The 22,483-nt window shown below is 45.1% G+C and carries 15 protein-coding genes and 1 pseudogene; 9 read left to right on the top strand and 7 right to left on the bottom strand.

The window, feature by feature from the left end:
* The first annotated feature begins 60 nt into the window (after positions 1-60).
* The 3 genes and pseudogenes from CWC03_RS07525 to CWC03_RS07515 all read left to right on the top strand — a co-directional run bounded on the left by CWC03_RS07525 (position 61) and on the right by CWC03_RS07515 (position 6,621).
* Positions 61-2,715, top strand: a complete 2,655-nt coding sequence (locus tag CWC03_RS07525) for a glycoside hydrolase family 16 protein (protein WP_138581235.1) — start codon at positions 61-63, stop codon at positions 2,713-2,715.
* 70 nt (positions 2,716-2,785) lie between these two features.
* Complete coding sequence (locus tag CWC03_RS07520; RefSeq protein WP_138581234.1) at positions 2,786-5,737, top strand: TonB-dependent receptor; 2,952 nt, start codon at positions 2,786-2,788, stop codon at positions 5,735-5,737.
* Between the two features lie 272 nt (positions 5,738-6,009).
* A pseudogene (locus CWC03_RS07515) lies at positions 6,010-6,621 on the top strand (LysE family translocator).
* 79 nt (positions 6,622-6,700) lie between these two features.
* Here the strand turns inward: CWC03_RS07515 and CWC03_RS23420 are convergent.
* The 5 genes from CWC03_RS23420 to CWC03_RS07495 all read right to left on the bottom strand — a co-directional run bounded on the left by CWC03_RS23420 (position 6,701) and on the right by CWC03_RS07495 (position 12,138).
* Entirely contained in the window at positions 6,701-6,862 is a 162-nt protein-coding gene (locus CWC03_RS23420; RefSeq protein ID WP_171040222.1) for a hypothetical protein, read from the bottom strand.
* A gap of 31 nt (positions 6,863-6,893) precedes the next feature.
* On the bottom strand, positions 6,894-7,433 hold the full coding sequence (locus tag CWC03_RS07510; protein WP_138581233.1) for a YqcI/YcgG family protein: 540 nt from the start codon (positions 7,431-7,433) through the stop codon (positions 6,894-6,896).
* Positions 7,434-7,698: 265 nt separating this feature from the next.
* Positions 7,699-8,103: a DUF1801 domain-containing protein gene (locus CWC03_RS07505; protein ID WP_138581232.1), complete on the bottom strand. Its 405-nt coding sequence runs from the start codon at positions 8,101-8,103 to the stop codon at positions 7,699-7,701.
* A gap of 240 nt (positions 8,104-8,343) precedes the next feature.
* Complete coding sequence (locus CWC03_RS07500) at positions 8,344-10,884, bottom strand: glycoside hydrolase family 3 protein (RefSeq protein ID WP_138581231.1); 2,541 nt, start codon at positions 10,882-10,884, stop codon at positions 8,344-8,346.
* 3 nt (positions 10,885-10,887) lie between these two features.
* Complete coding sequence (locus CWC03_RS07495) at positions 10,888-12,138, bottom strand: sugar MFS transporter (RefSeq protein WP_138581230.1); 1,251 nt, start codon at positions 12,136-12,138, stop codon at positions 10,888-10,890.
* Positions 12,139-12,322: 184 nt separating this feature from the next.
* Between CWC03_RS07495 and CWC03_RS07490 the strand changes: the two genes are divergently transcribed.
* From CWC03_RS07490 to CWC03_RS07465, 6 genes are all read left to right on the top strand, one after another.
* Positions 12,323-13,666 (top strand): GH1 family beta-glucosidase, encoded by a 1,344-nt coding sequence (locus CWC03_RS07490; RefSeq protein ID WP_138581229.1) that lies wholly within the window; start codon positions 12,323-12,325, stop codon positions 13,664-13,666.
* 69 nt (positions 13,667-13,735) lie between these two features.
* Positions 13,736-14,743 carry a LacI family DNA-binding transcriptional regulator gene (locus tag CWC03_RS07485; RefSeq protein WP_138581228.1) on the top strand — a complete coding sequence of 336 codons (1,008 nt, stop codon included), beginning with the start codon at positions 13,736-13,738 and terminating at the stop codon, positions 14,741-14,743.
* A gap of 6 nt (positions 14,744-14,749) precedes the next feature.
* Positions 14,750-16,336, top strand: a complete 1,587-nt coding sequence (locus CWC03_RS07480) for a sugar porter family MFS transporter (RefSeq protein ID WP_138581227.1) — start codon at positions 14,750-14,752, stop codon at positions 16,334-16,336.
* Between the two features lie 114 nt (positions 16,337-16,450).
* Positions 16,451-18,199, top strand: a complete 1,749-nt coding sequence (locus CWC03_RS07475) for a hemopexin repeat-containing protein (protein ID WP_138581226.1) — start codon at positions 16,451-16,453, stop codon at positions 18,197-18,199.
* A 120-nt stretch (positions 18,200-18,319) separates the two neighbouring features.
* Positions 18,320-19,330, top strand: coding sequence for a low-specificity L-threonine aldolase (gene ltaE / locus CWC03_RS07470; RefSeq protein ID WP_138581225.1), 1,011 nt, complete (start codon positions 18,320-18,322; stop codon positions 19,328-19,330).
* A gap of 87 nt (positions 19,331-19,417) precedes the next feature.
* Positions 19,418-19,921, top strand: a complete 504-nt coding sequence (locus CWC03_RS07465; RefSeq protein ID WP_138581224.1) for a hypothetical protein — start codon at positions 19,418-19,420, stop codon at positions 19,919-19,921.
* 61 nt (positions 19,922-19,982) lie between these two features.
* Here the strand turns inward: CWC03_RS07465 and CWC03_RS07460 are convergent, their stop codons facing one another.
* Both CWC03_RS07460 and CWC03_RS07455 read right to left on the bottom strand, forming a co-directional pair.
* Positions 19,983-22,145 carry a TonB-dependent siderophore receptor gene (locus CWC03_RS07460; RefSeq protein WP_138581223.1) on the bottom strand — a complete coding sequence of 721 codons (2,163 nt, stop codon included), beginning with the start codon at positions 22,143-22,145 and terminating at the stop codon, positions 19,983-19,985.
* Between the two features lie 106 nt (positions 22,146-22,251).
* The gene (locus CWC03_RS07455) at positions 22,252-22,413 is read right to left on the bottom strand and encodes a DUF2256 domain-containing protein (RefSeq protein ID WP_138581222.1); all 162 of its coding nucleotides are present in this window, start codon (positions 22,411-22,413) and stop codon (positions 22,252-22,254) included.
* Between the last annotated feature and the right edge of the window lie 70 nt (positions 22,414-22,483).

Genomic DNA, 22,483 nt, shown 5'->3' with positions numbered 1-22,483 from the left:
AAATAATAAAGTTCTTAGTATTCAACCATTTGACAACGACGTTTTGCATCGGGGTAACTGATGAAAATTGCAGCAAGAAAATTAACAAGGCTATGTACCGCAATCTCTGTGGCTATCATAGCGGGATGTGGCGGAAGCGCCGAGACAGAAACTAATTATAAATCCGTTGATACCACAGCGCCGGTTTCAGACTGGACGCTAGTGTGGAGCGATGAATTTGATAGCGATGCGATAGACACATCTAAGTGGACGCACGAGGTAAATTGCGACGGCGGTGGCAACAATGAAAAACAGTGTTACACCGACAGTGAACAGAACGCGTTTATTGCCGATGGCATGCTGAATATTGTCGCTACCCCTGCGCAAGCAGGCGCACAACTGCCGTATACCTCGGCAAGATTGAACACCAAATATAAAGCTGATTTTAAGTATGGCAGATTCGAAATGCGGGCCAAGCTACCAAGCGGGCAAGGCAGCTGGCCGGCGTTTTGGATGTTGCCTACGGATGAGGTTTACGGTGGCTGGCCCAAGTCTGGTGAAATAGACATCATGGAAGCGGTAAACCTCAAGGTCGCTAATGAAGACGGCTCGGTTGAATCTAACGTGCATGGCACGCTTCATTACGGCCGTGATTGGCCTAATAATGTTCACACCGGTAAAGCATACGCCATACCTGATGGTGTAAATCCAGCCGATGACTTCCATACCTATGCTGTGGAGTGGCAAGAAGGTGAGATCCGTTGGTACGTTGATGGTTATCTCTATGCCACGCAACGTCAATCGGAGGTTCGTTACAACTCAAAGCAAGAAGCGGTTGGTTTAAAACACCGTGGATGGTTTGCTGAATACTACGAGCAAGGCTCTGGCGAGCTGGTTACTCATTGGGATAGTGCGCCTTTTGATCAACAGTTTCATCTTATCTTAAACCTTGCCGTTGGCGGTGATTGGCCAGAAAACGTTAATAATAAAGGTATCGACTCGGACGCCTTTGTGAACGGACAATCGTTTGTGGTTGACTATGTCAGAGTGTATGAATGCGGCTCTAACCCTGAAACGGGCAAAGGATGTGAAACGGTGCGCCCAGGCTACGACGACCTTGAGGATGCGTTAGTCGAAGGCGAAGCACCTATTCCGTCGCCACCTTCTTCGGGTACCGCTAAAAACCTAACCATCTTTGATGATAATTTTAACGTTAACTGGCCAGCTTGGGATTGTTGTGGTGGCTCTACGCCTGCATTGGTTGCAGACGAAAGCCGTGGCAATGTTGTTGAGTTTGTGGTTGGTGAGACGCCAACCGTAAATGGCTTTACCAGCCGTGCCGAATTTATCACAGATCCAAGCGGTAAAGCCTCGCCATTTGATGCAACGAGTATGCTAGAAGCAGGCTATATTCGGTTCGATATGCAAGTGACACAAATGCCTTCAGACCCAAGCGCAGCATGGAAATTTAAAGTTGAAAGCCAAGGTGCTTCTAGCGCTGCTGAACTCGATCTTTTTGCAAGCGTTGAAGGACAATCACCAGCCGCAGGCTCGTGGCAAACTTATACCTTCCCACTACAGCAGTTGGCTGATGCAGGACTTGATGTGTCAGCCATTGATGTAGTGATGATCTTCCCAGCATGGGGTGCCGGAAATGGTGCTATCTATCGTGTTGATAAGGTTGAGATTGCACAGGATACAAACTTACCTTCGTTGACCTTATTTGAAAATGCCATTAATGCTGAGTGGCCGCTTTGGGATTGTTGTGGTGGCTCGACACCGACTGAAGTCTCTGACGATGCGACGCATGGTATTGCTGCTGAATTTACGATTGGTGACACACCAACGGTAATGGGGTTTTCGTCTCGAACAGAAGTGGGCGGAGCTGGAAAGCCGTTTGATGCAACTGCAATTTTAGCAGGTGGCGTAGTACAGTTTGAGATGAAAGTCATGAGCCTACCGTCAACACCTGATGCCCCTTGGCTACTTAAAATTGAGTCTGACAATGCCGCCAGTGCGGTTGAGTTACCACTATCTGAATCACAAGAAGGTGCAGCGCCACAGGCCGGTGAATGGCAAACCTATACTTTCTCAATTGAAGCTTTGGCTCAGGCTGGTCTTGATCCAAGTGCAATTGATGTGGTGATGATTTTCCCAGCTTGGGGCTCAGGTCGCGGTGCGGTTTATCGTGTTGATAACGCAAAAATCTTTCATCCTGACGGTGACAAGGAAAGTGGCGGTCTAAGCTTATTCAAAGATCAAGCTGCTGAGCAGTGGTCAATTTGGGATTGCTGTGGTGGCTCTACACCCACAATCGAAGTCGACGAAGATGCAGCCCATGGTCAAGTTGCGCAATTTGTTATTGGTGCAACCCCAACCGTGATGGGGTTTTTAGCGGATGACGATGTCTATTATGATGCTTCCCATTTACTAGAAACTGGCGTAGTTAAGTTTGATATGAAGGTGACTTCAGCACCTGCAAATATCGACGCTCAATGGCTGTTTAAAATTAAGTCAAATGATGCTAGTGCGGCGGTAGAGCTTGCTCTAAACCAAAGCGCTGAAGGTCAAGCTCCAGAAGTTGGAAAATGGCAAACGTATACGTTTCCACTTCAAGCTTTGTACGATGCAGGACTCGATATTAGCGCCATTGATGTCTTGATGGTATTCCCCAGTTGGGGAATGGGCGAAGGCGCCGTTTACCGCATAGACAATGTTGAAATCATCAGTCAATAAGCCAGTGTGGATCACCAATAGTGCTTTGAACTCGGTGATCCAGCAGCAAGAATAGAATCGCAGGGCAGTCATGAATAACAAACAATTCAATAAAAGTAAGCTTGCCGTTCAGTTGTCGCTAGCAATAGCGATGAATGCGGGAATGGTCAGCATAGCTCAAGCAGAAGAGCAACAAGCAGCCGAAAAAGTCGAAGTGATCGAAGTGAAAGGGATCCGCGGAAGTTTGATCCGTTCAATGGATTTAAAGCGCTCCGCATCGGGGGTTATGGATGCCATTTCGGCAGAGGAAATGGGGAAATTTCCAGACACCAACTTAGCCGAGTCTTTACAGCGGATCACCGGTGTTTCGGTCAGCCGCGCCAACGGTGAAGGCAGTCAAATTACCGTACGTGGTTTTGGGCCTGATTTTAACTTGGTGACATTAAATGGTCGTCAAATGCCGGGCACAGGTAATACTCGCTCGTATAACTTGGAAAACCTAGCCGCTGAAGGCGTGAGTGCGCTTGAGGTATATAAAACCGGGCGTGCTGATGTACCAAGTGGCGGTTTAGGGGCTTTGGTCAACATTGTCACGGCTAAGCCACTACAACGCCCAGGGCAACACTTTAGCGCAACAGCAAAGGCGATTGTTGATACCTCTAACGAAGCGGGAGATGATGTTACACCTGAGGTTTCCGCGGTTTATAGTAATACCTTTGCCGATGAAACCTTTGGTTTTGGATTTTCCTTCTCCCATCAGCAACGTGATTTTCAAAAGCAGCAAGCCAATATTCAGGGCTGGCAGGCCAATGTTGATCTACCTGATTTAGACCCGTCTAAAATCATTGATGGCCGTGCTGAAGATGCCGAGGGTAATAAAGTCGGAAATTACTTTTTTCCAAAAGACATGAACTACGGCATCGAAGATCTAGAGCGAGAAAGAACGAACGGTCAAGTTACCTTTCAATATGCACCGACTAACGGTTTTGTTGCCACCTTAGATTACACGGCAAGCCTTGCCGTAACTGGCTCTAATACGGTGGGGTGGGGTATTTGGAATGAGTTTGGCGGTAACATTAACGCCTATGAGTTAGATGCCAATGGCACCGCGGTTTATGCCGATATTGGCGGTAATGATGCGTCGTTCACTGCAAATAGAAATACGACGGAAGTCGAGGCGCGTTCACTTGGATTAAATCTGGACTGGCAAATTAACGATAATTGGCATGTAGAGCTTGATTATCACGACTCAAAAAACGAAACCGATAATGGCGCAGATAAAGGCTTGGGTAGTGACGGTCAAATCATCTTAGGCTCAGATCAGTTGCTCACTAAGATTTATGATTATCGGCAGGGCGAAGTACCGCATGCAAATGTGCTTTGGAAAAATGGCACGAATGAACTCATGGCAAGTGAAATTGATTCTAACTTTAGCCAATTTATCCATTCTCCCGGAGAGGCGACAGTCGAGCAGTTACAACTTGATGCCACTTGGTTTAACGACAGTTTTGATATTGGCCTAGTGAGTGTGCAGTTTGGTGCTGCCCGTACTGAACAGTCAACTGGTGGGTATGAAGCGTGGAGTGGTCTACGAGGAGGACCGGGTTTTAATCCTTCGTTTAAAGAGATTTTCCCAGATAGTATGTTTACGCGCCATGAAACTGGTGATTTGCTAGACCAATTTGCTGGTGGTGGTAGTGACTTACAGCCGGGGTATTACTATACCTATGACTTTGATGAAGCGATTGCAAGGCAGCTTGCGTATCTTACAGAAGATGTGATCGGTGCTGACTACTACTCGGCGGATGCCTATTTTGATGGCATAGATAGCCAAAGTCGAGTTGATGAAACCACTGACAGCATCTACTTGCAATCCAAATGGGAGTTTGAATTCTCTGACTACTTTATGCAGATCAACGCAGGCCTTCGTTATGAACAAACGGATGTGACAAGTGTGGTGCGTCAGCGTGTGGAAACGCAAGTGAATTGGGACAGTCCATCTGAATGGATTATGCAATACGCTGCAGGCGGTGATGACAATTTCTTAACGCAGGAAGGGGATTACGACATTCTATTGCCGATGATCGATGTGCGTTTTGATATCACCGAAGATTTAATTGCACGAGCGTCTTGGGGCAAAACAATGTCGCGTGCGCCGCTTAGCAATCTCGCTGGTGGCAGAAGTTTGTCAGGCAGCCCAAAACCAGGAGCAAGAACTGGCTCTCGAGGCAATACAAATCTATTACCGTTTGAGTCGACCAACCTAGATTTTTCACTTGAATATTATTACAACGAAGGAAGTTACGCGTCACTTGGCTACTTCAAAAAAGAGGTCGATAACTTTATTCAAACCACAATCACGCAAACCACCATTGAAGGTCTTTACGATATTTACAATGGTCCAAGGTATAAACAAGCGATTGCAGACATTGAAGCCCGTGGAGAGCAGGCGACCAGTGATGCCATTTTTGCGCAAATGATCGCCAATGGTCATGGTAATGCCGATGGTAAAATTGAGCCAAGCAGTGACGATCCATTGATGGTATGGAACATCAGTCAGCCACAAAATACCGATAGCAAATCGGTTGATGGTTTTGAAGTGGCGGTACAGCACTTATTTGGTGAAACGGGATTTGGCCTTGGTGTAAACGCAACTTTTGTTGATGGCGATGTTGAGTTTGATAGTGAAAGCCTAGTGCAGCAAGCACCGCTGACGGGGTTGAGTGACTCGGCTAACTTCCAAGCATTTTACGAAAAAGACGGGCTATCGGTGAAGTTAACCTATGCATGGCGTGACGCTTATCTTATCGGGGTAGGTCAAGCGCAAGGCTCAGCAGATGCACCACCGCAATATGCCAAGTCTTACGGTCAATGGGACGTCAGTGTGAATTATGAAATTGATGAGCAGTTTACGGTGTTCTTTGAAGGTATTAACTTAAACAATGAAACCGAGCAAGGATATGGTCGTTATGAAGAGCAATTCTTATTTGCTCGTCAATACGGTCCGAGATACTCGGTTGGTGTGAGGTATACTTTTGAGTGATCTTTTTCGCATCAGTTCACTAATACCAATTTCACTTCATTAAGCAAATTGGTATAAAAATGCAGACCGATGAGTTTGCATTTTTGGCCCTGAACTACTTACTTCAGTAGGTGCGACTTCATGTCGCGCTCATCCAAGAAATATTGTATTGGGTAAGGCTAAGGCTAAGGCGAAGTCCGAAGCAGGGTATCATCGCATATTACTTTGTAAATTCATGATTTAGTGTGATGATGCAGTGAGTGTGAATCGGACATGTTTGCGGGGTTGATGTTTTGGACAATTATTTGCTGTTTGTAGGTGTCGCTTTGGCGACAATTTTATTACCGGGGCCTGCGGTGATGCTGACTATCAATAACTCAATTCAAAGAGGCTTTGCCAAGTCTTTAGCTGGTATTTGTGGTGTCGCGCTCGGGATTTTGATTGTCGCCGCGGTATCGGCATCAAGTTTAGGTGTGATCTTAGCCAGTTCCGTGTTGGCATTTACGGTCGTTAAATTTATTGGCGCTGCATATCTTTTCTATTTAGGCTACAAAATGTGGCGAACTAAAGGTGAAAGTTAAATAGGCAAGTCTATTGCTGCAAGTACGATGAAAAAGTGTTTTTTAGAAGGCTTCTTTGTTTCGATCACCAACCCTAAGGCTGTTATCTTCTTTATGTCTATCTTTCCGCAATTTATCAATGTGGAAAATGCCTTTATGCCGCAATTTATGTTGCTGGTTTTTACCTTTAGCCTGCTTGTATTTATGGTGCATATTTCTTATGCGGTGTTTTCTGGCCTTGCGAAGACTAAATTGTCGTCACCTAAGAGCATGACGATGATGAATAAAGTGAGCGGTGGCGTGTTTTTTGGGTTTGGCGCCGGTTTAGTTGCCGCCGGTAAGTAGTTTGAGTGGCTTAAAAATGTAAGCATACTCCCTTTTCCCGCGAGTAGTTAAAGGGAGCAAAGCTTGAATTCGGCATCGCTTAGTTCCGCACTACAGCAGACTTACTCGCCTTAGTGCGACTGGTTGGGCTACTTAGATTTGAATAAGCGCTTGAAGCACTCATTAAGCCAAAACAACCCAAAGTTGTTAATATGCCAATGACGACGTAAATAATAAAATCGATTACCATGATGTTGCTCATATCTAGTTCCTCTCCGTTGGTACAATGTGCATTAAATTCTGTGGGTTTCTACGTGTGATTCGACGACACGGAAACTCTGTGGGACCTCAAACTGAGGCATTAAGTTAAAAACAATCGCTGGGTACTTAAACTTTCTGTTTCTCGATGCGCTTGTAGGGCTTAAACAAGTGATATAAAGCGGCTCGCCATCCAAATTAAAATGAAAGTTATTGCTGCAATCTGACGATTGAGAATGCGGCCCTCTAGGCGTGCTCTGCGATACTAGGTTTTGTAATTCCTGCAGTTTACGCCAAACAGACTTATTAAAGTCGCTGTCATCTAAGTGTTGGCTTTGCTCAAAAACCGCAACAAACGCGGCACTTTTCATGTTGTTCAAATCTACCCTTTCGACGAAAGAATAGAGGTTCGTTATTAAACTGAAGTTATTGTGTCTTGAGGTTAGATCGCCAAAACCTAAAACCTCAATATTGTTAAACGCTAATTCGGCTCTATTACCACCACAAATGCATGGAAATTGCTGCTTGCTCACGAAATCAATAAAACTATCTTGCAGCTCGGATTGTGGTGTCATGTTTTATGCTCCTTTTGTTATTTGCACTAATTGGTTTTGGTGTTTTCCAATGCAGAGTTGCGAAATGCACTTAATTATTTATCACTATGTAAGCAAAGCTCGAACCATAAATGAACAAAACTAACTATTTGAATCTAAGGCAATTTTATTTTCTATATTTTAAAGGGGTAAATTTTTCACGTTTTATTCAGGTAAGAAGTACACGGTTGTAAAAATTGGTAACGGTGGGTTTCTCGCTTAGGGCAAGGTTTACGAGGGTTGGTTGTCATTGTCCCAGTAAAGGTAAGTTTTTGAGGTTTTTATAGTCCATTGCAATGGCGATACAACGGTAAAGTAGTGCGGTTGGTATGTCTTCTTCTAATTTAAGGACAATCGCTCGGTTTCCTTCAAATTGTAGCTCGTCGGAAAATAGTACTCTAAATGTATCAACTAGCTTCGTTTGGCAGTGAAAATAAAGATGATAGTTGGTAGGTGTTTTGGCTTTCCAAGCCATTCGGAAAGGGCTACCTGAGTTAACACTAAAGCTTAACTCTCCCCATTTTATTGCCTCAATCACCGCGCCAAAGTTTTGCTCACTGGCAACCTGCATAACGAGGCTACGCAGTGCCCTGATTTTTGCTTGTGCAGCAGGTGGATAGGTACTAATCACTGGTTCGGCTATAGTTGACATTCTGGCTCTTCCTTGGTGTTAGCTCATAAGGTAGAGTATTAAATTGAGCAGGTGCGGGCAAGTGTGTTCTTGGTGTGACTTTTTAAATCGCTTGTTTGTGTCCTGTAAAAAGAATAAACGAGCGCATCAGACAATTGGCTTATCTTAGATCTCTTAAATTCTAGTCCACATTAAAGTTGGCTCATTAGACACTAAAAAACGATGTGAACACAGCTTGGTGCCCACATCGTGTTAAGGGGACTAGTTGCAGCTTAGTGTCGGTGATGCTTCTGAAGAGATCTGTATCTCAGACAGCGTTACCTCGAGTATCCCAGCGGTTGAAAGCTCGAAAGGGACAACGGTTTTAGTGAAGTCCATCCCTTGGGTTGTAAAGCAATTGAGGTCAATGCTTAGTGATTGCCATTTGGTCAACGGCATCGCTTGAAGTTGCTTAGCAATATCGACTTTTGCGGTGCATGAGCCGTTTGCATCCGCTTCGCCTTCACAGCTCATCGCTACCCAAACCGGTTTATCTGGCGCAGCATCAACTTGTACTTTAAGGGTAAGGGCGCTGTCGGTTGGAATACTTGGGCTTATGTCTTCCCTAAAGTAGCTTTCACTGGCGAGTCTAAAGCCGCTGCGTCGACTACCGTCAAAAAGTAGCTGAATGGCATCTTCTTGTACTTCTCTGTCCGTTGTGCGGTAGCTAATACCACCGAGCGTATGGGTGTTGGCATTTATCAGTTGATTGTCGGCACTGCTGTATAAATGGCCTTGCCAAGGTTTATTGATTGACCTTACCAGTAAGTCTACACCGCTGGCGAGATTTGCTTGAGTTTGTATTTGCTCTGGTAAATTATCTGCTAGTACATTTTGGTCTGAATAACGTAAGCCAAAACCATAAGGTAAAAGCGGGTCGTAATTTTCATCTTGGTAATTTACGATTTGTGTCGGCGTTTTTGGCCAAGAATAACTAAGCTTGCCAGTAAAATCATACTTAACTTGGCCGTTTTTGTCGGCCAGTAATACGTCACTGATCCCAATTCCTTCAGATCCCGGTAACCATGCCGCCACAAATGCATCGGATGCGTTGAGTTCAGGGTTTACCCACATTGGGCGGCCACTGATAAACACCGTCACCGTAGGAATTCCTGCTTGTTTAAAGCGTTTAAGTAATGCGAGATCAGATTTATCAGACGGCTTGTATTCAAGTGTTGCTCTATCACCGTGGCCCTCTGCATAGGGGTCTTCGCCAAATACCACAATGGCAACGTCAGGCTTATCTTCAAAATCACCGCTAGTACTTAATGTGACGGTGCCACCAGCCGCCTCTGCTTGCTGCCTTATACCATCATAAATAGAAGTACCGCCCGGGAAGTCGGCATTGGTGTTGTTGGTACCTTGCCAAGTAATGCTCCAACCGCCCGATTGTTTGCCGATATTGTCGGCACCATCGCCTGCTAACAAAATATGTTGGTTTGGTTTAAGTGGTAATAGCTGATCTTTGTTTTTGAGTAAAACCAGTGACTCACGTACGGCTTGGCGCGCAACTTTACGGTGCGACTCTGCGCCAATGATTTCTGAGTTGCCAGCCAATGGACGATTTGCAGGACTTGGTTTTTCAAAAAGTCCCGCACGGAGTTTAACTCTTAAAATACGACTTACTGCATCATCAATGCGAGACTGCGCGATAGCGCCGCTTTTTGCTTGCGCTAGCGTATTGTTGTACAAGGCTTTCCAATCGTTCGGGGCCATGACAATATCAATGCCGGCATTAATGGCCTCTGCGCAGCTGTCGTTCGTACAGCCTTTTATTTGGCCGTGACCATTCCAATCGCTTACCACAAAACCATCAAAACTCATTCGCTCTTTGAGCACTTGGGTAAGCAAATAATGGCTGCCATGTACTTTTTCGCCATGCCAACTGTTAAACGACGCCATCACCGATTGTGCTCCGGCTTTAAGTCCGCCTACGTAGCCTTGAGCGTGAAGTGCAATTAATGCTTTTTCAGAGGCGATGTTGTCGCCTTGGTCGTCACCATCAACTGTGCCACCATCGCCGACAAAATGCTTTACCGTGCTGATCACGCGGCTCTTACCAAGAAAGTCCGCTTTAGGGTCGCCCTGTAAGCCTTTAACAATAGCGCTGGAATACGCTTTTACGATGTCGGGATGCTCCGAGTATCCTTCATAGGTGCGTCCCCAGCGATCATCACGTACCACTGCGACCGTGGGGGCAAATATCCAATCAATCCCGGTGGCTAATACTTCTTTTGCGGTAATCTGGGCGATTTTCTCAATGAGATCTGGGTTATTTGCCGCGCCAAGGCCAATGTTATGTGGAAATAGCGTAGCGCCAATGACGTTATTGTGGCCATGAACCGCATCCGTTCCCCACATGGTAGGAATAGTGCTGCCATCTAGGCTATCGTCAATCGATGCTTGGTAAAGCGCTTCGGCAAGTTTAACCCAATCAGCAGGCGTTGCATGTTTGTTGTTGTAAGGAAATGCGCCACCACCATTGAGATATGAGCCGAATCCGTATTCTCGCATTTCTGCGACGGTAATATTTCGAATCTCAGGCTGGATCATCTGCGCAACTTTTTGCTCTAGGGTCATCTTAGCGAGTATCGACCGAATTCTTTCTTCTAGATTGTTATCGGTTTGAATCGCAGGCGTCAGCGCTGGCCAGTTTTCCACTTGGCGAGCTGTAGCAACACTGGTTTTATTTGGACTTTCGGTACATCCGGTTAAGGTTGCGACAGCCATTGCAAGACTTAGCATGGTTATTTTCGTTTTCATGTCTTAATTACTCTTGAAACGCTGGGGAGTTGCGCCTTTTAATCCAAAGTAGGCGATGTAGATATAGCATAAAGCTGGCAGTAAGAATGATAGCTGCAGATTGATTCCGTCTGCTAGCATCCCTTGAAATAGCGGGATAACTGCACCGCCAACAATAGCAAGACAGAGAATACCAGAGCCTTGTGCCGTTTGTTTTCCAAGCCCATTCAACGATAAGCTAAAGATAGTCGGGAACATCACGGAGTTACAAAGCCCGACCGCCAAAATGCTCCAAAGGGCGAGCTGACCGCTGCTAAATACTGCGATAAGTACTAATGCAAATGCACAGGCTGCATTAAAGGCAAGCACGGTTCGACCCGATATTTTCTGCATGACTAACGCGCCAATAAAGCGTCCGACCATGGCTCCACCCCAATAATATGCGATGAGCTTTGCGGCTTGGGCTTCGGTCATGTTGCCAATGTCTGGTTGATGTAAGAAGCTAACGAGCGTTGAGCCAATTGCCACTTCAGCTCCAACATAAACGAAAATGCCGATTGCACCAAGCACCAGATGTTTATGCTGCCATGCCTTGATTTCGCCTGTGGTGACTTCCTCGGTAGTACTACTTAGCTGGGGAAGTTTGATAAAGGCAAAGATCAAAGCCAATGACGCGAGCATGGCTGCTAACATTAAGTAAGGCAATTGGGTTGCGCTGGCATTGCCCACCTCAACTGTGCTTCCCTCACTGAAGATGAGCATGGCGCCAAAAAATGGGGCGGCAGTCGTACCGAGAGAGTTAAAGGCTTGGGTCATGGTGAGTCGTGCAGGGGCGGTTTCGGGAGAGCCAAGTACACTAACAAAAGGGTTAGCAGCAACTTGTAGCACTGTGATCCCTGCCGCTAGTACAAATAGCGCGAATAAAAACACGCCGTAGATACCACTTTCAGCCGCTGGGTAAAAAAGCACACAGCCGATGCCTGCGGTAAGTAATCCAGTTACAATGCCTTTTTGATAGCCGATTTTTCCAACCAATTTACCAGCTGGCACCGAAACAACAAAATAGGCGCTAAAAAAGCAAAATTGGATCAGCATCGCTTGAGTGTAATTAAGCTCAAACGCGCCTTTGAGATACGGAATTAAAATATCATTCAAGCAAGTAATGAAACCCCACATAAAAAATAGTGAGGTGAGGGCCCCCAAAGCAAATCGGTACTGACCAGTATGGCCTGTGGCGATTGCTGCTGAAACCTGTGGTTGAGACGGTACGCTCACGACAAACTCCTAGTTGATTTTTTTTGGTAAAGCGCTTACATTTATAAAATGAAAGCGCTTACATTTTTAATGATGATTGCAGAAAGCGAACACGAATTCAAATAAAAAATGTTTTTGCCTTGCACTGTGACTAACACAACACGCTCGTACCTTGGCGTGAACACATAACTTGGAACGATTAACCATGAATAAAATTATCCTGCCAACACACTCGGCCATGTTGAAGGCAGACTATATTTTCGGCGTTGCGACTTCGTCATTTCAAATCGAAGGTGAGCGGCGTGGGCGTTGTGAGTCAATTTGGGATAGGTTTTGTGAACATGATGGCGCGATAAAGGATGGTAGTAACGGCGATATTGCCTGTGAGCATATATCTAGGTGGCAGCAAGATGTTGAACTCATAACCAGTTTGGGGGTTGACGCCTATCGCCTTTCTATTTCTTGGCCAAGAGTAATGAATGATGATGGCACGGTTAACGATGCAGGACTTTCATTTTACCAACAATTGGTCGATGCGTTGGTTGCTAAAGGCTTAAAAGTGTTTGTCACGCTATATCACTGGGACTTACCACAAGCGCTTGAGGATAAGGGCGGGTGGCTGAATCGAGAAACGGCTGTGGCGTTTGCAAGGTATACCGAGGTGATATGTAAAGCGCTTGGCGATAAAGTGTATGCGTACACCACGTTAAATGAACCATTTTGTAGTGCACATTTGGGGTATGAATTAGGTATTCATGCACCGGGCTTGCGCTCCCAAGCGGCGGGACGACAAGCAGCTCATCATCTGCTTCTTGCTCATGGTTTAGCGATGCAAGTGCTAAGAGCGCATTGCCCAAATAGCCTCCATGGAGTTGTGTTGAATTTTGCCAATGCGGATCCTGCGTCTACAGCGCATTGTGACGTGGAGGCGGCAAAAATCGCGAATGATTACTGTAATCACTGGTATATCAAGCCAATTCTTGAAGGGCAGTACCCAGATTTACTTGCCGAGCTCCCCAAGGACGTACAACCAGATATGCTAGCTGGAGATTTAGAGATTATTGCTGCCCCCATTGATTATCTTGGCGTGAACTATTACACCCGAAATATTTATCAATCTGATGGTAATGGATGGTATGAACAAGTTGAGCCTAGTGCCGAAACGCTCACTACAATGGGCTGGGAAGTCGTGCCAGACTCATTTTGTGCATTGCTTCGGGAGTTACATGCTGAGTACCAGTTGCCACCACTTTATATCACAGAAAATGGTGCAGCCTTTGACGACAAAATGGAAAATGGCGAAGTATTAGACGTGCAAAGGCTGGTTTACTTCCAATCTCATTTGCTCGCGGTTAATCAAGCAATGGAGCAAGGCGTTGATATTCGTGGCTACTTTGCATGGAGTTTAATGGATAATTTCGAATGGGCTGAGGGGTATACGCAACGCTTTGGCATTGTGTACGTTGATTATCATACTCAGCAACGAACCTTAAAGGCGAGTGCAAAAGCCTACCAAACGATGCTACTAGCGCGTAAATCAAGTGTCTAAAACTATGCGCATTTTGAGCCAAAATTGGTATAGTGCGCAGATACAACTGATGGAATAAAAGTAATAGATATGGCAACGATTTACGAAGTCTCAAAAGCTGCAGGGGTATCATTAGCCACGGTGTCACGGGTGATGAATGGCAATGCAAAGGTGAGTGAAAAAACCAAAGAAAAGGTGCTCGCGGCAATGTCAGAGTTAGGTTATAAACCTAATGCTATCGCGCAATCTTTGGCTTCTAACCGCAGTAACAGTGTGGGGCTTATGGTATCAGAGCTACACGGCTCTTTTTTTGGTGACATGATGAGCACCATAGAGAGCACGCTGAGAACGGCGGGCAAACATGCCATTATTGCGGCGGGCCACAGTGATGAAGAAAAAGAACAACAAGCTATCGAGTTTTTATTGGATAGGCGCTGCGATGCCTTAATTGTGCATGCAGAAGCAGTCAGTGATGAATATCTCATTGAGCTTGCGGGACGAGATGTAGAACTGGTGCTAGTGAACCGCCACATTCCAGAGTTGGCAGAGCGCTGTTTTTATACTGACAACGAACTGGGTGGATACTTAGCGACTGAGGCGCTATTGCAGCGCGGACATCGAGATATCGCGTATATCAGTGGACCGTTATTTAAGCTTGACGCCAAAGCGCGTTTGGCTGGTCATCAAAAAGCCTTAGCTGAATACCATGTGTCATTTGATCCTAAGCTCTCATTTGAAGGCGGTTATCATGAAACCGATGGCATCGCGGGATTTAATCATTTAATGCAAACAGGGCAGCGCTTTAGTGCCTTGGTTTGCGCAAACGATGAGATGGCATCAGGTGCGATGACTGCGGCCAGAGAAGCTGGACTTGATGTCCCATCAGCGCTTTCCGTTGTAGGCTTTGACGATGTGTTATTTACCAAATACCTTTACCCAAAACTCACCACCATAGATAACCCTATTCGTAAAATGGGCAATGCGGCCGCGCGTTGGGTACTTAAGCATGTGTATAAAGAGAAGCACCAACCCGATGTCGAAAATCTCTACCCACCAAGCTTAATCTTGCGCGATTCTATCGCCGTAAAAACAGAGTAATAAGCGATGACCAGCCTGTCGATATCCAATGCATTAAAGTACACCTTAATTGTGTCGTTAGGCGGGTTTATTTTTGGCTTTGATGCGTCGGTGATTTCGGGTGCAATTGGCTTTATCAGTGAGGCCTTTCAGCTCACCCCATGGCAGCAAGGGATAGTCGTGAGTGCACCTACCTTAGGAGGGTTGGTCGCAACACTTATTGCAGGACCGGTGGCAGACGCTATTGGCCGTAAGCAAACATTGCTGATGACCGCGTGTTTGTATTTTGTCTCCGCGATTGGCTCGGCTTTCGCAACTTCGTTTGAAGCATTGGTGATTGCGCGTTTCATTGGTGGAATGGCATTTTGTTCTTTGATGGTGGCGCCCATGTATATTGCTGAGATCAGCTTAGCGGATCAGCGCGGGCGTTTAGTATCGGTTAATCAGCTCAATATCGTCGTTGGCCTATTTATCTCCTATTTCACTAACTATTTCTTACTTCAGCTCAGTCATAGCGAAGCAATGTGGGTGTCTGGTTGGCAAATAGATACTCAAACATGGCGTTGGATGCTTGGTGTTGAGGCGCTGCCAGCACTGGCGTGGATTTTGTTGTTACTGTTATTGCCACGAAGCCCTCGGTGGTTATTGATGAAGGATCAGCAGCTAGAGGCTAAACGCACATTAACGCGATTATTTGGTAGCAACAATGCACAACAGCAACTTGATGCTATTCAAGCGGCGTTACCTAAACTGCAACTGAGTAGTTTGTCGCTTGCGCGCAAAATGGGCAGTTTGTTTAGTAAGCGACTTCGTGTCCCTTTGATGGTAGGGGTTGTGCTTGCCATCGCGCAGCAAGTCACCGGGATTAATGTGGTGTTTTTTTATGCCCCGACCATTTTTGAGCAAAGCGGTATTGGTACTGATGCTGCATTCATGCAAGCGATTTGGATTGGTCTGATCAATGTGGTTTTTACCATCGTTGCGCTACTGACCATAGATAAGCTCGGACGGCGGCCGCTGTTACTTATTGGATTAACGGGCATTTGCTTTAGTATGGCGCTGTGTAGCTGGGGCTTTAAGCAAGCAAGTTATCAGCTAAATACAGCGCATATTGCTGAAATTAAGACAGAAGTAGCCGATTTTCCTGCGCATGCATTAGCGCCAATATTAGGCCAGACTTTCACCTCCGACGTTGCATTTAATGACGCGATAAAGCAGCGTTTAACTGCAGACGAGTATCGGCAATACAAGTCAGTGATTTTCGCACACAGCATTAATATGCCAGCAAAACTGGTTTTGCTTGGGATTTCTCTTTTTGTTGCGTCGTTTGCGATGTCGCTGGGGCCAGTCATGTGGGTAATGTTTTCGGAGATATTTCCAAATGCAATTCGAGCCGTTGCGATTTCCGTTGTCGGTGTGATTAATAATGCCGCCAGTTTTACCGTACAATTGGTGTTTCCGTGGGAGCTTGAATATTTAGGGGCAAGCACCACCTTTTTATTGTACAGCCTGTTTTCATTGCTTTCGTTTGCGCTGGTATTTTTGTTTGTGGAAGAAACCAAAGGTAAGAGCTTGGAGCAGCTAAGCGAAAGTTTGGAAGCAAGAGCAGGTTAGCAAAACCCGCGATAAAATATTTTTTCATGTAATTTTTTTGTAAACGATTTTTCATGTTTGGGATTTATTATCTTTCTTGGACTAGTCCAGAAATTCACATTTAAAGGAAAGATAATGAAATTACCCGTGCTTAGCAGTGCATTACTTGCACTTTCATTTACCGCAAGTGCAGATGCATTTGAAAACAAAGTATTACTCATTGGTATCGATGGCCTGCAATACGAAAAAATTGGTGCCAATAATACACCGAACTTTGATCGCCTATATCTAACTCAAGCTTACACTGGCGGGATCGCAAAAACACAAACACAGCAAAAAACCAAAAGTGGCCCAGGTTGGGCGACAATTTTAACTGGGGTTTGGGTGAATAAGCATCAAGTGCCGAGCAACGACTCAGGCCTAGCAAACAAAGCCTATCCCAGCCTTTATCGTTACATCGCAGAACATGATGCGAACGCCGATATCTCAAGTTTTAGCACTTGGGGACCTATTCATACGCAATTCTTCAGTGATGATGTTGCCTTGATGGACAGGAGATCGGAGGGAGGCAGCGATGATGATAATTTAAATAAAGCGCTGGCTACCTTAAACAGCGGCTCACCAGATTTTGTCTTTTTACATTTAGATGAACCGGACGCTGTGGGCCACAGCTTATGCTTTGGTTCTGCCTACAATAAATCGGTAGAAGATGCAGACAAGCGACTGGGTAAACTGCTCGACGCGGTTGAAGCAAGAGAGCAAAACGGTGAGAACTGGTTGGTGATGGTCACGACCGATCATGGCCGTACACCGGTTGTTGGTTGTCATCATGGTGAGCAAACTGAGCCGGAAAAAACCATCTTTATCGCCACCAACAAAGTGTTGAATAAAGAATTTAGCTCAAAAGATGTTAATCCTGCTAATACCGACTTCTCTGGTTTATATGGCTATCCAGCACAAACAGCGATTGTACCGACGATTTTATCTTACATGGGCATTGAAACAAATGTGCAAGCGGGTTTTGAAAGCACGTCGATGTACGGTGATTTAGGAATTCGTAAACTCAATTATGCCAATAAACTATTTACGTGGCTAAATGGTGCGAATGCGCAAACACGTGTTTATCGAAATAATCAACTGATTGAAACTTTGCCTGCGGGTGTTGCCCAGTGGCAAGATCCGCAGCCCGTATCTGGCATCAATAACTATAGCTTTGAGCAACAGGGTGTGCATGTTGGTTATCGAGTTACTGAGCTGAAACTCAGTGCGGCGCATCAGTGGCACAATACTAAAAGCTACTTTTTCTCTGAAGATGCGCGCTACTGGCGTTACAATACTGTGCTTGATAAAACGGATGATGGTTATCCGGTATCGGTAACCAATGGCAACTGGCCGGGACTTGGCGATTATGCAGAACAAATTCGTGCGAGTTTTTATAAAGACAGTGATACGGTGTACTACTTCCTATCGGATGGTCAATACCTGAGCTATGACGTACAGAGCGATAAGGTACGAGCAGGTTATCCAAAAACAATTGATAACAATACTTGGCCGGGACTTGCCGCCTACGCAAATAAAATAACCGCAACCCTTCGTTGGACGTCCGATAAGGTGTACTTCTTCCTAAATGATGGTCAATACTTACGCTATGACTTGGGAGATGACCGAGTGGACAGTGGGTATCCCAAAGCTATCAACGAAAATACTTGGCCGGGACTTGGTGCCTATGCGACAAAGATAAGTGCAGCATTAAAGTGGAACGACACGCGTGCCTATTTCTTCTTAGCTGACGGTCGCTATCTAAGATATAGCATTACTTTTGACAAAGTGGATGCGGGTTATCCTAAAGCCATTGATAATGGCACTTGGCCCGGGTTGCAGTAAACACTGCAAAAGTAACGGATCTTGAAGGGAGTGAACAACTCCCTTTTTCATCTTGTTTTATACTTCAATGCGCGTTTTTCAGTTATGCTGTGCGCTCCTCTTTTGACAAGGATAAGATTGATGGATTTTAGATCTGATACGGTTACGCAACCGACCCCCGCCATGAAACAAAGCATGTTTGACGCGCCGTTAGGTGACGACGTTTATGGTGATGATCCGACAGTGAATGCACTTGAACAGTTTGCGGCTGAGCGTCATGGTTTTGAGGCAGCGCTGTTTACCAGCTCAGGCACGCAAGCAAACCTGCTTGCACTGATGAGTCATTGTGAAAGAGGGGATGAATATCTATGCGGCCAACAGGCGCATAATTATAAATTTGAGGCGGGTGGCGCCGCTGTGCTTGGCTCTATTCAGCCGCAACCATTGGAAAACGAGGCCGATGGCAGTATTTGCTTAGAAAGAATTAAGCAAGCGATTAAACCTGACGATTTTCATTTTGCGAAAACTAAGTTGCTTAGTTTAGAAAACACCATTGGTGGTAAAGTATTAAGTCTAGAATATATCGCACAAGCCAGAGCGCTGTGTGATGAGCGAGGCTTAAAGCTTCACCTTGACGGTGCAAGGGTCTACAACGCTGCAGTCTCGTTAAAGGTTGATATCACAGAAATCGTAAAGCATTTTGATTCATTTACCATCTGCTTATCTAAAGGGCTTGGCGCGCCGATTGGCTCGTTATTGCTTGGTGATAAAGCATTGATAGAAAAGGCGAGAAGGCTTAGAAAAATGCTTGGTGGCGGTATGCGTCAGGCGGGCATGCTCGCGGCGGCTGGTCTTTATGCTTTGCAACACAATGTAGAGCGTCTTGAGGAAGATCATCAAAACGCGCAATATTTAGCTGAAAAACTTGAGCAACTGCCAGGGTTCAAGCCATGTAAGCACGTAGTACAAACAAATATTATCTTCGCTGAAGTGGAAGCTAGCATTGATCTTTTTGCGATAGCAAAGCAATTAAAGGCAAAGGGCATTAATATCACTCCTGGGTATCAAGGCATGCGATTTGTGACGCATATGGGAGTGAGCCGCGCCGATGTGGATGAGCTAATAGCAGAACTCACTAATTTGTTGATGTGATAGGTGTTACACTTCTTTACACTTAACGTATTCTATTTGGGAACGATTACTGCTAGTTTTGTGCGAAAGTTATATAAGGAAAATTTAATGTTCTCTTCGTTGATAAAGACCACTTTTGGTATTTCTGCTTTGCTAATTAGCACCGCAAGTGTTGCCAATTCGGTCGATTTTTCTGCTGGTACTGGCTATCCATTTTTTGGTCAAATCGAACTTTCTCTTCCACAAGCAGATAGTCATAGTCGGTGGTATGGAAATTACCTTATTGGTTTAGATGATGGGTTTTCTGTAGGTTATGAAAAAGCGGTATCCGAAAACAACAAACATGCATTAGGTGTGGTGCTTGGTGCATTAGGGGCGAGAGATGCAGGCCCAGTATGTAAAGAAGAGGGCACTGTATGTGATATTTTCGAGCCGCTTATCGATCTCTTTGATAGTGAAACAACAAATGGTATCGGTGTAAGTTATAGCTACTATTTTACCAGTATCAATCAACCAGGTTGGCGGGTTAAATTGGTTGCAGGTTATGGTGAAAGTGATAGACATAACGTTGATCGTGCTGATGGCAGGTTAGTTTTTAGCTATCAGTTTTAAGCCATCGCCCTATTACCAATGGTCTCGGTTCTAGGGCGATTTAGTTCTTATAATTTAATCGTTAAAACTTGTATTTTACGTTGGCGCTGATGGTTCTGCGCTGTCCGTAAAAACAGTCTCCGCGGTACAGACAGCTGGTGATAACCGTTTTATCGCTGACATTATCGACTTGCAAACTGAATTGATATTGTTCAATGTCATAGCCAATCATCATATCAATAAGCGTAAAATTGTCGGTCACTAATTGCTGATGTAGTGTTTGACCGTTTAGTTCAACTGTACGACTGCCATCGTAGGTTTCTCCCACATGTCTGATACCGGCTCCAAACTTAAGTCCAGGAAGCCATTCGTCCGCGCGGTACGTCGCCCAAATTGAAGCTAAGTGTTTAGGTGTTGCTGAGAGCTGAGCATCATCTGTGATTAATGTAACCAAGTCTTGTGCTGCATAGAGTTCTGTGGACGATAGCGGAGAAACGTTTTGTTTCGTATCTAAATAAGAGTAAGCGGCATAGATATCAAGGTGCTGCCATTCAAGCTGGGCTTCAAGCTCTAATCCTTTTACTGCAATTTCACCGTCTTGTACTTCAAACTCAGGGGAAACTTTTCGTATTTGATTTTTGTCTTTAATTTCAAATATAGAAGCAGTGATAAGGTGTTCAGTACCCGTTGGCTGATATTTCAAGCCAAGTTCAACTTGCTCGCCCTCAAGCGGTTTATATGCGCCACCTTGTGGTTTTTGTCCAAATACGGCCTTAAATGATTCAGAATAGCTAGCATAGGGTGCTATGCCATTCTCAAACTGGTAAAGCACACCGATCCTACCTGTTGTGGCATTCTGACTATTTTTGATTGCACCTACCGTTTGCACCTGATTTGAAACGTCATCATAGCGAAGTGCCGCATTGAGTACCCAGCTGTTTACTTCCGCAGTAACTTGCGCATAAGCACCAAGCTGCTTGTTATTTAGCGTATTTTCTGGGTTATCGACAACCGCTGTTGGTAACTCAGTGCTTTGTCCATAGACTGGGTTATATAAGTCTAGTGGTGCAGCAACGCCGCGGCCGCGATCAGAATCCGTATCCGCATCTTGGTAATCAACACCCGAAACCATAGTTAATCTCACCGTATCTAGTTCCAAATATTTATGGAATTGAAGATCCATCGTCACACTACGTGCACTTGAATCGGTGAGGCTGGCGATACGCTTAACAGTGCGTTTGTCGGCTTCAAATTTTGGTGGCCAAGAATAAATGGTACGGTACTCGGATGAACTATCGCTGTAGCGACCGGAGAACTTAATATGTGTGTCTAAATCAAAGCTGTGCTCAACGATAGCGGTGATCGCTTGTTGCTCAGTATCATATTTATCCCAGCCAGGCTCGCTGACGAAACGTTCACTGGGAATTTGGCCATATTGTGCAGGTAGAATAGTGCCTTCATGCGGGAAGAATTGCGTTGAAGAGCCTGATTCATTTCTTTGAAGGTTGGCAAGTAAGGTAATTTTAGTTTCATCTGAAGCAAGCCAGCTAAAGCTTGGTGCAAGCATCAGGGTGTTGTCATCAACATAATCGGTCTGCGTGCCGCTGTCTCGATACATGGCAACAGCACGTGCTTGATACTCTTGCTGCTCACCAAATGTGGTGTTGTAATCAAGTGCTAGTTGCTTACGGTCGTAGTTGCCTAGTTGTGCCCAGATCTCACCTTCAGTGTCTGCTTTTGGCAATTTTGAGACTGCGTTGACGATACCACCTGTAGACCCTTGGCCGTAAAGTACTGATGAAGGACCTTTTAAGATCTCTACGCTTTCAAGTGCATAAGGGTTAGTACGGGTATTGTTGTAATTGCCAAACAATTTTTGCAGGCCGTCAACATAGAGCAAGGGGTCGACGCCACGAATTTTAGACCAGTCGCCTCGAGTATCAACACCATACGGCCCATTATAAACGCCCGCAACATATCCAATCGCGTCTTGTAGCGTTTCTGCACCTAAATCAGAAATACGTTGTGCGGTTAATACCGAAACTGAAACTGGCGTTTTGACGATAGGAATCGCTGTTTTTGACGCAGTAGCACTAACGTAAGAAATCAGGCCTCTTGGACTAACTTCGATGATTTCAATGTCGTCTTTATTTTGTTTGGTTTGCTCTTGTGCAATTGCGGAGCAAGACAACGCCAATGCAACACTGGCAATAAGGGTTGGATATTTGTATTTAAATGAGCGCATGATTAATCCCTGTGATCTAAGTTTGCACAAATGATATTGCAGATGAGAGTGATTATCAATGTCAATTGTTCTGTATTTTGCAAAAATTACAAAGCTTTATTCTAGACTAAGTATTGTTATGCCCTATATTTGGGTGGCGTTCAGAAGCACAGCGCTTTGAGCAGTATTTAACGTTTTCCCAGTCTCTTTGCCATTTTTTCCGCCAATAAAAGGGGCGTCTGCAAATAGGGCATATTTTATACGGTAGGTTTACTTTCTTATGAGCCATTTAAGGTTGATACCAATTAGTCTTAATACTTGCTCAATTTGAAGGAGCCAATCTGACGCTAACTGCGTTA

Source organism: Pseudoalteromonas sp. S2755, assembly GCF_005886535.1.
GTDB lineage: Bacteria > Pseudomonadota > Gammaproteobacteria > Enterobacterales > Alteromonadaceae > Pseudoalteromonas.
Note: the sequence above shows the minus strand (reverse complement) of the source record. Positions and strands in the feature narration are given on the sequence as shown.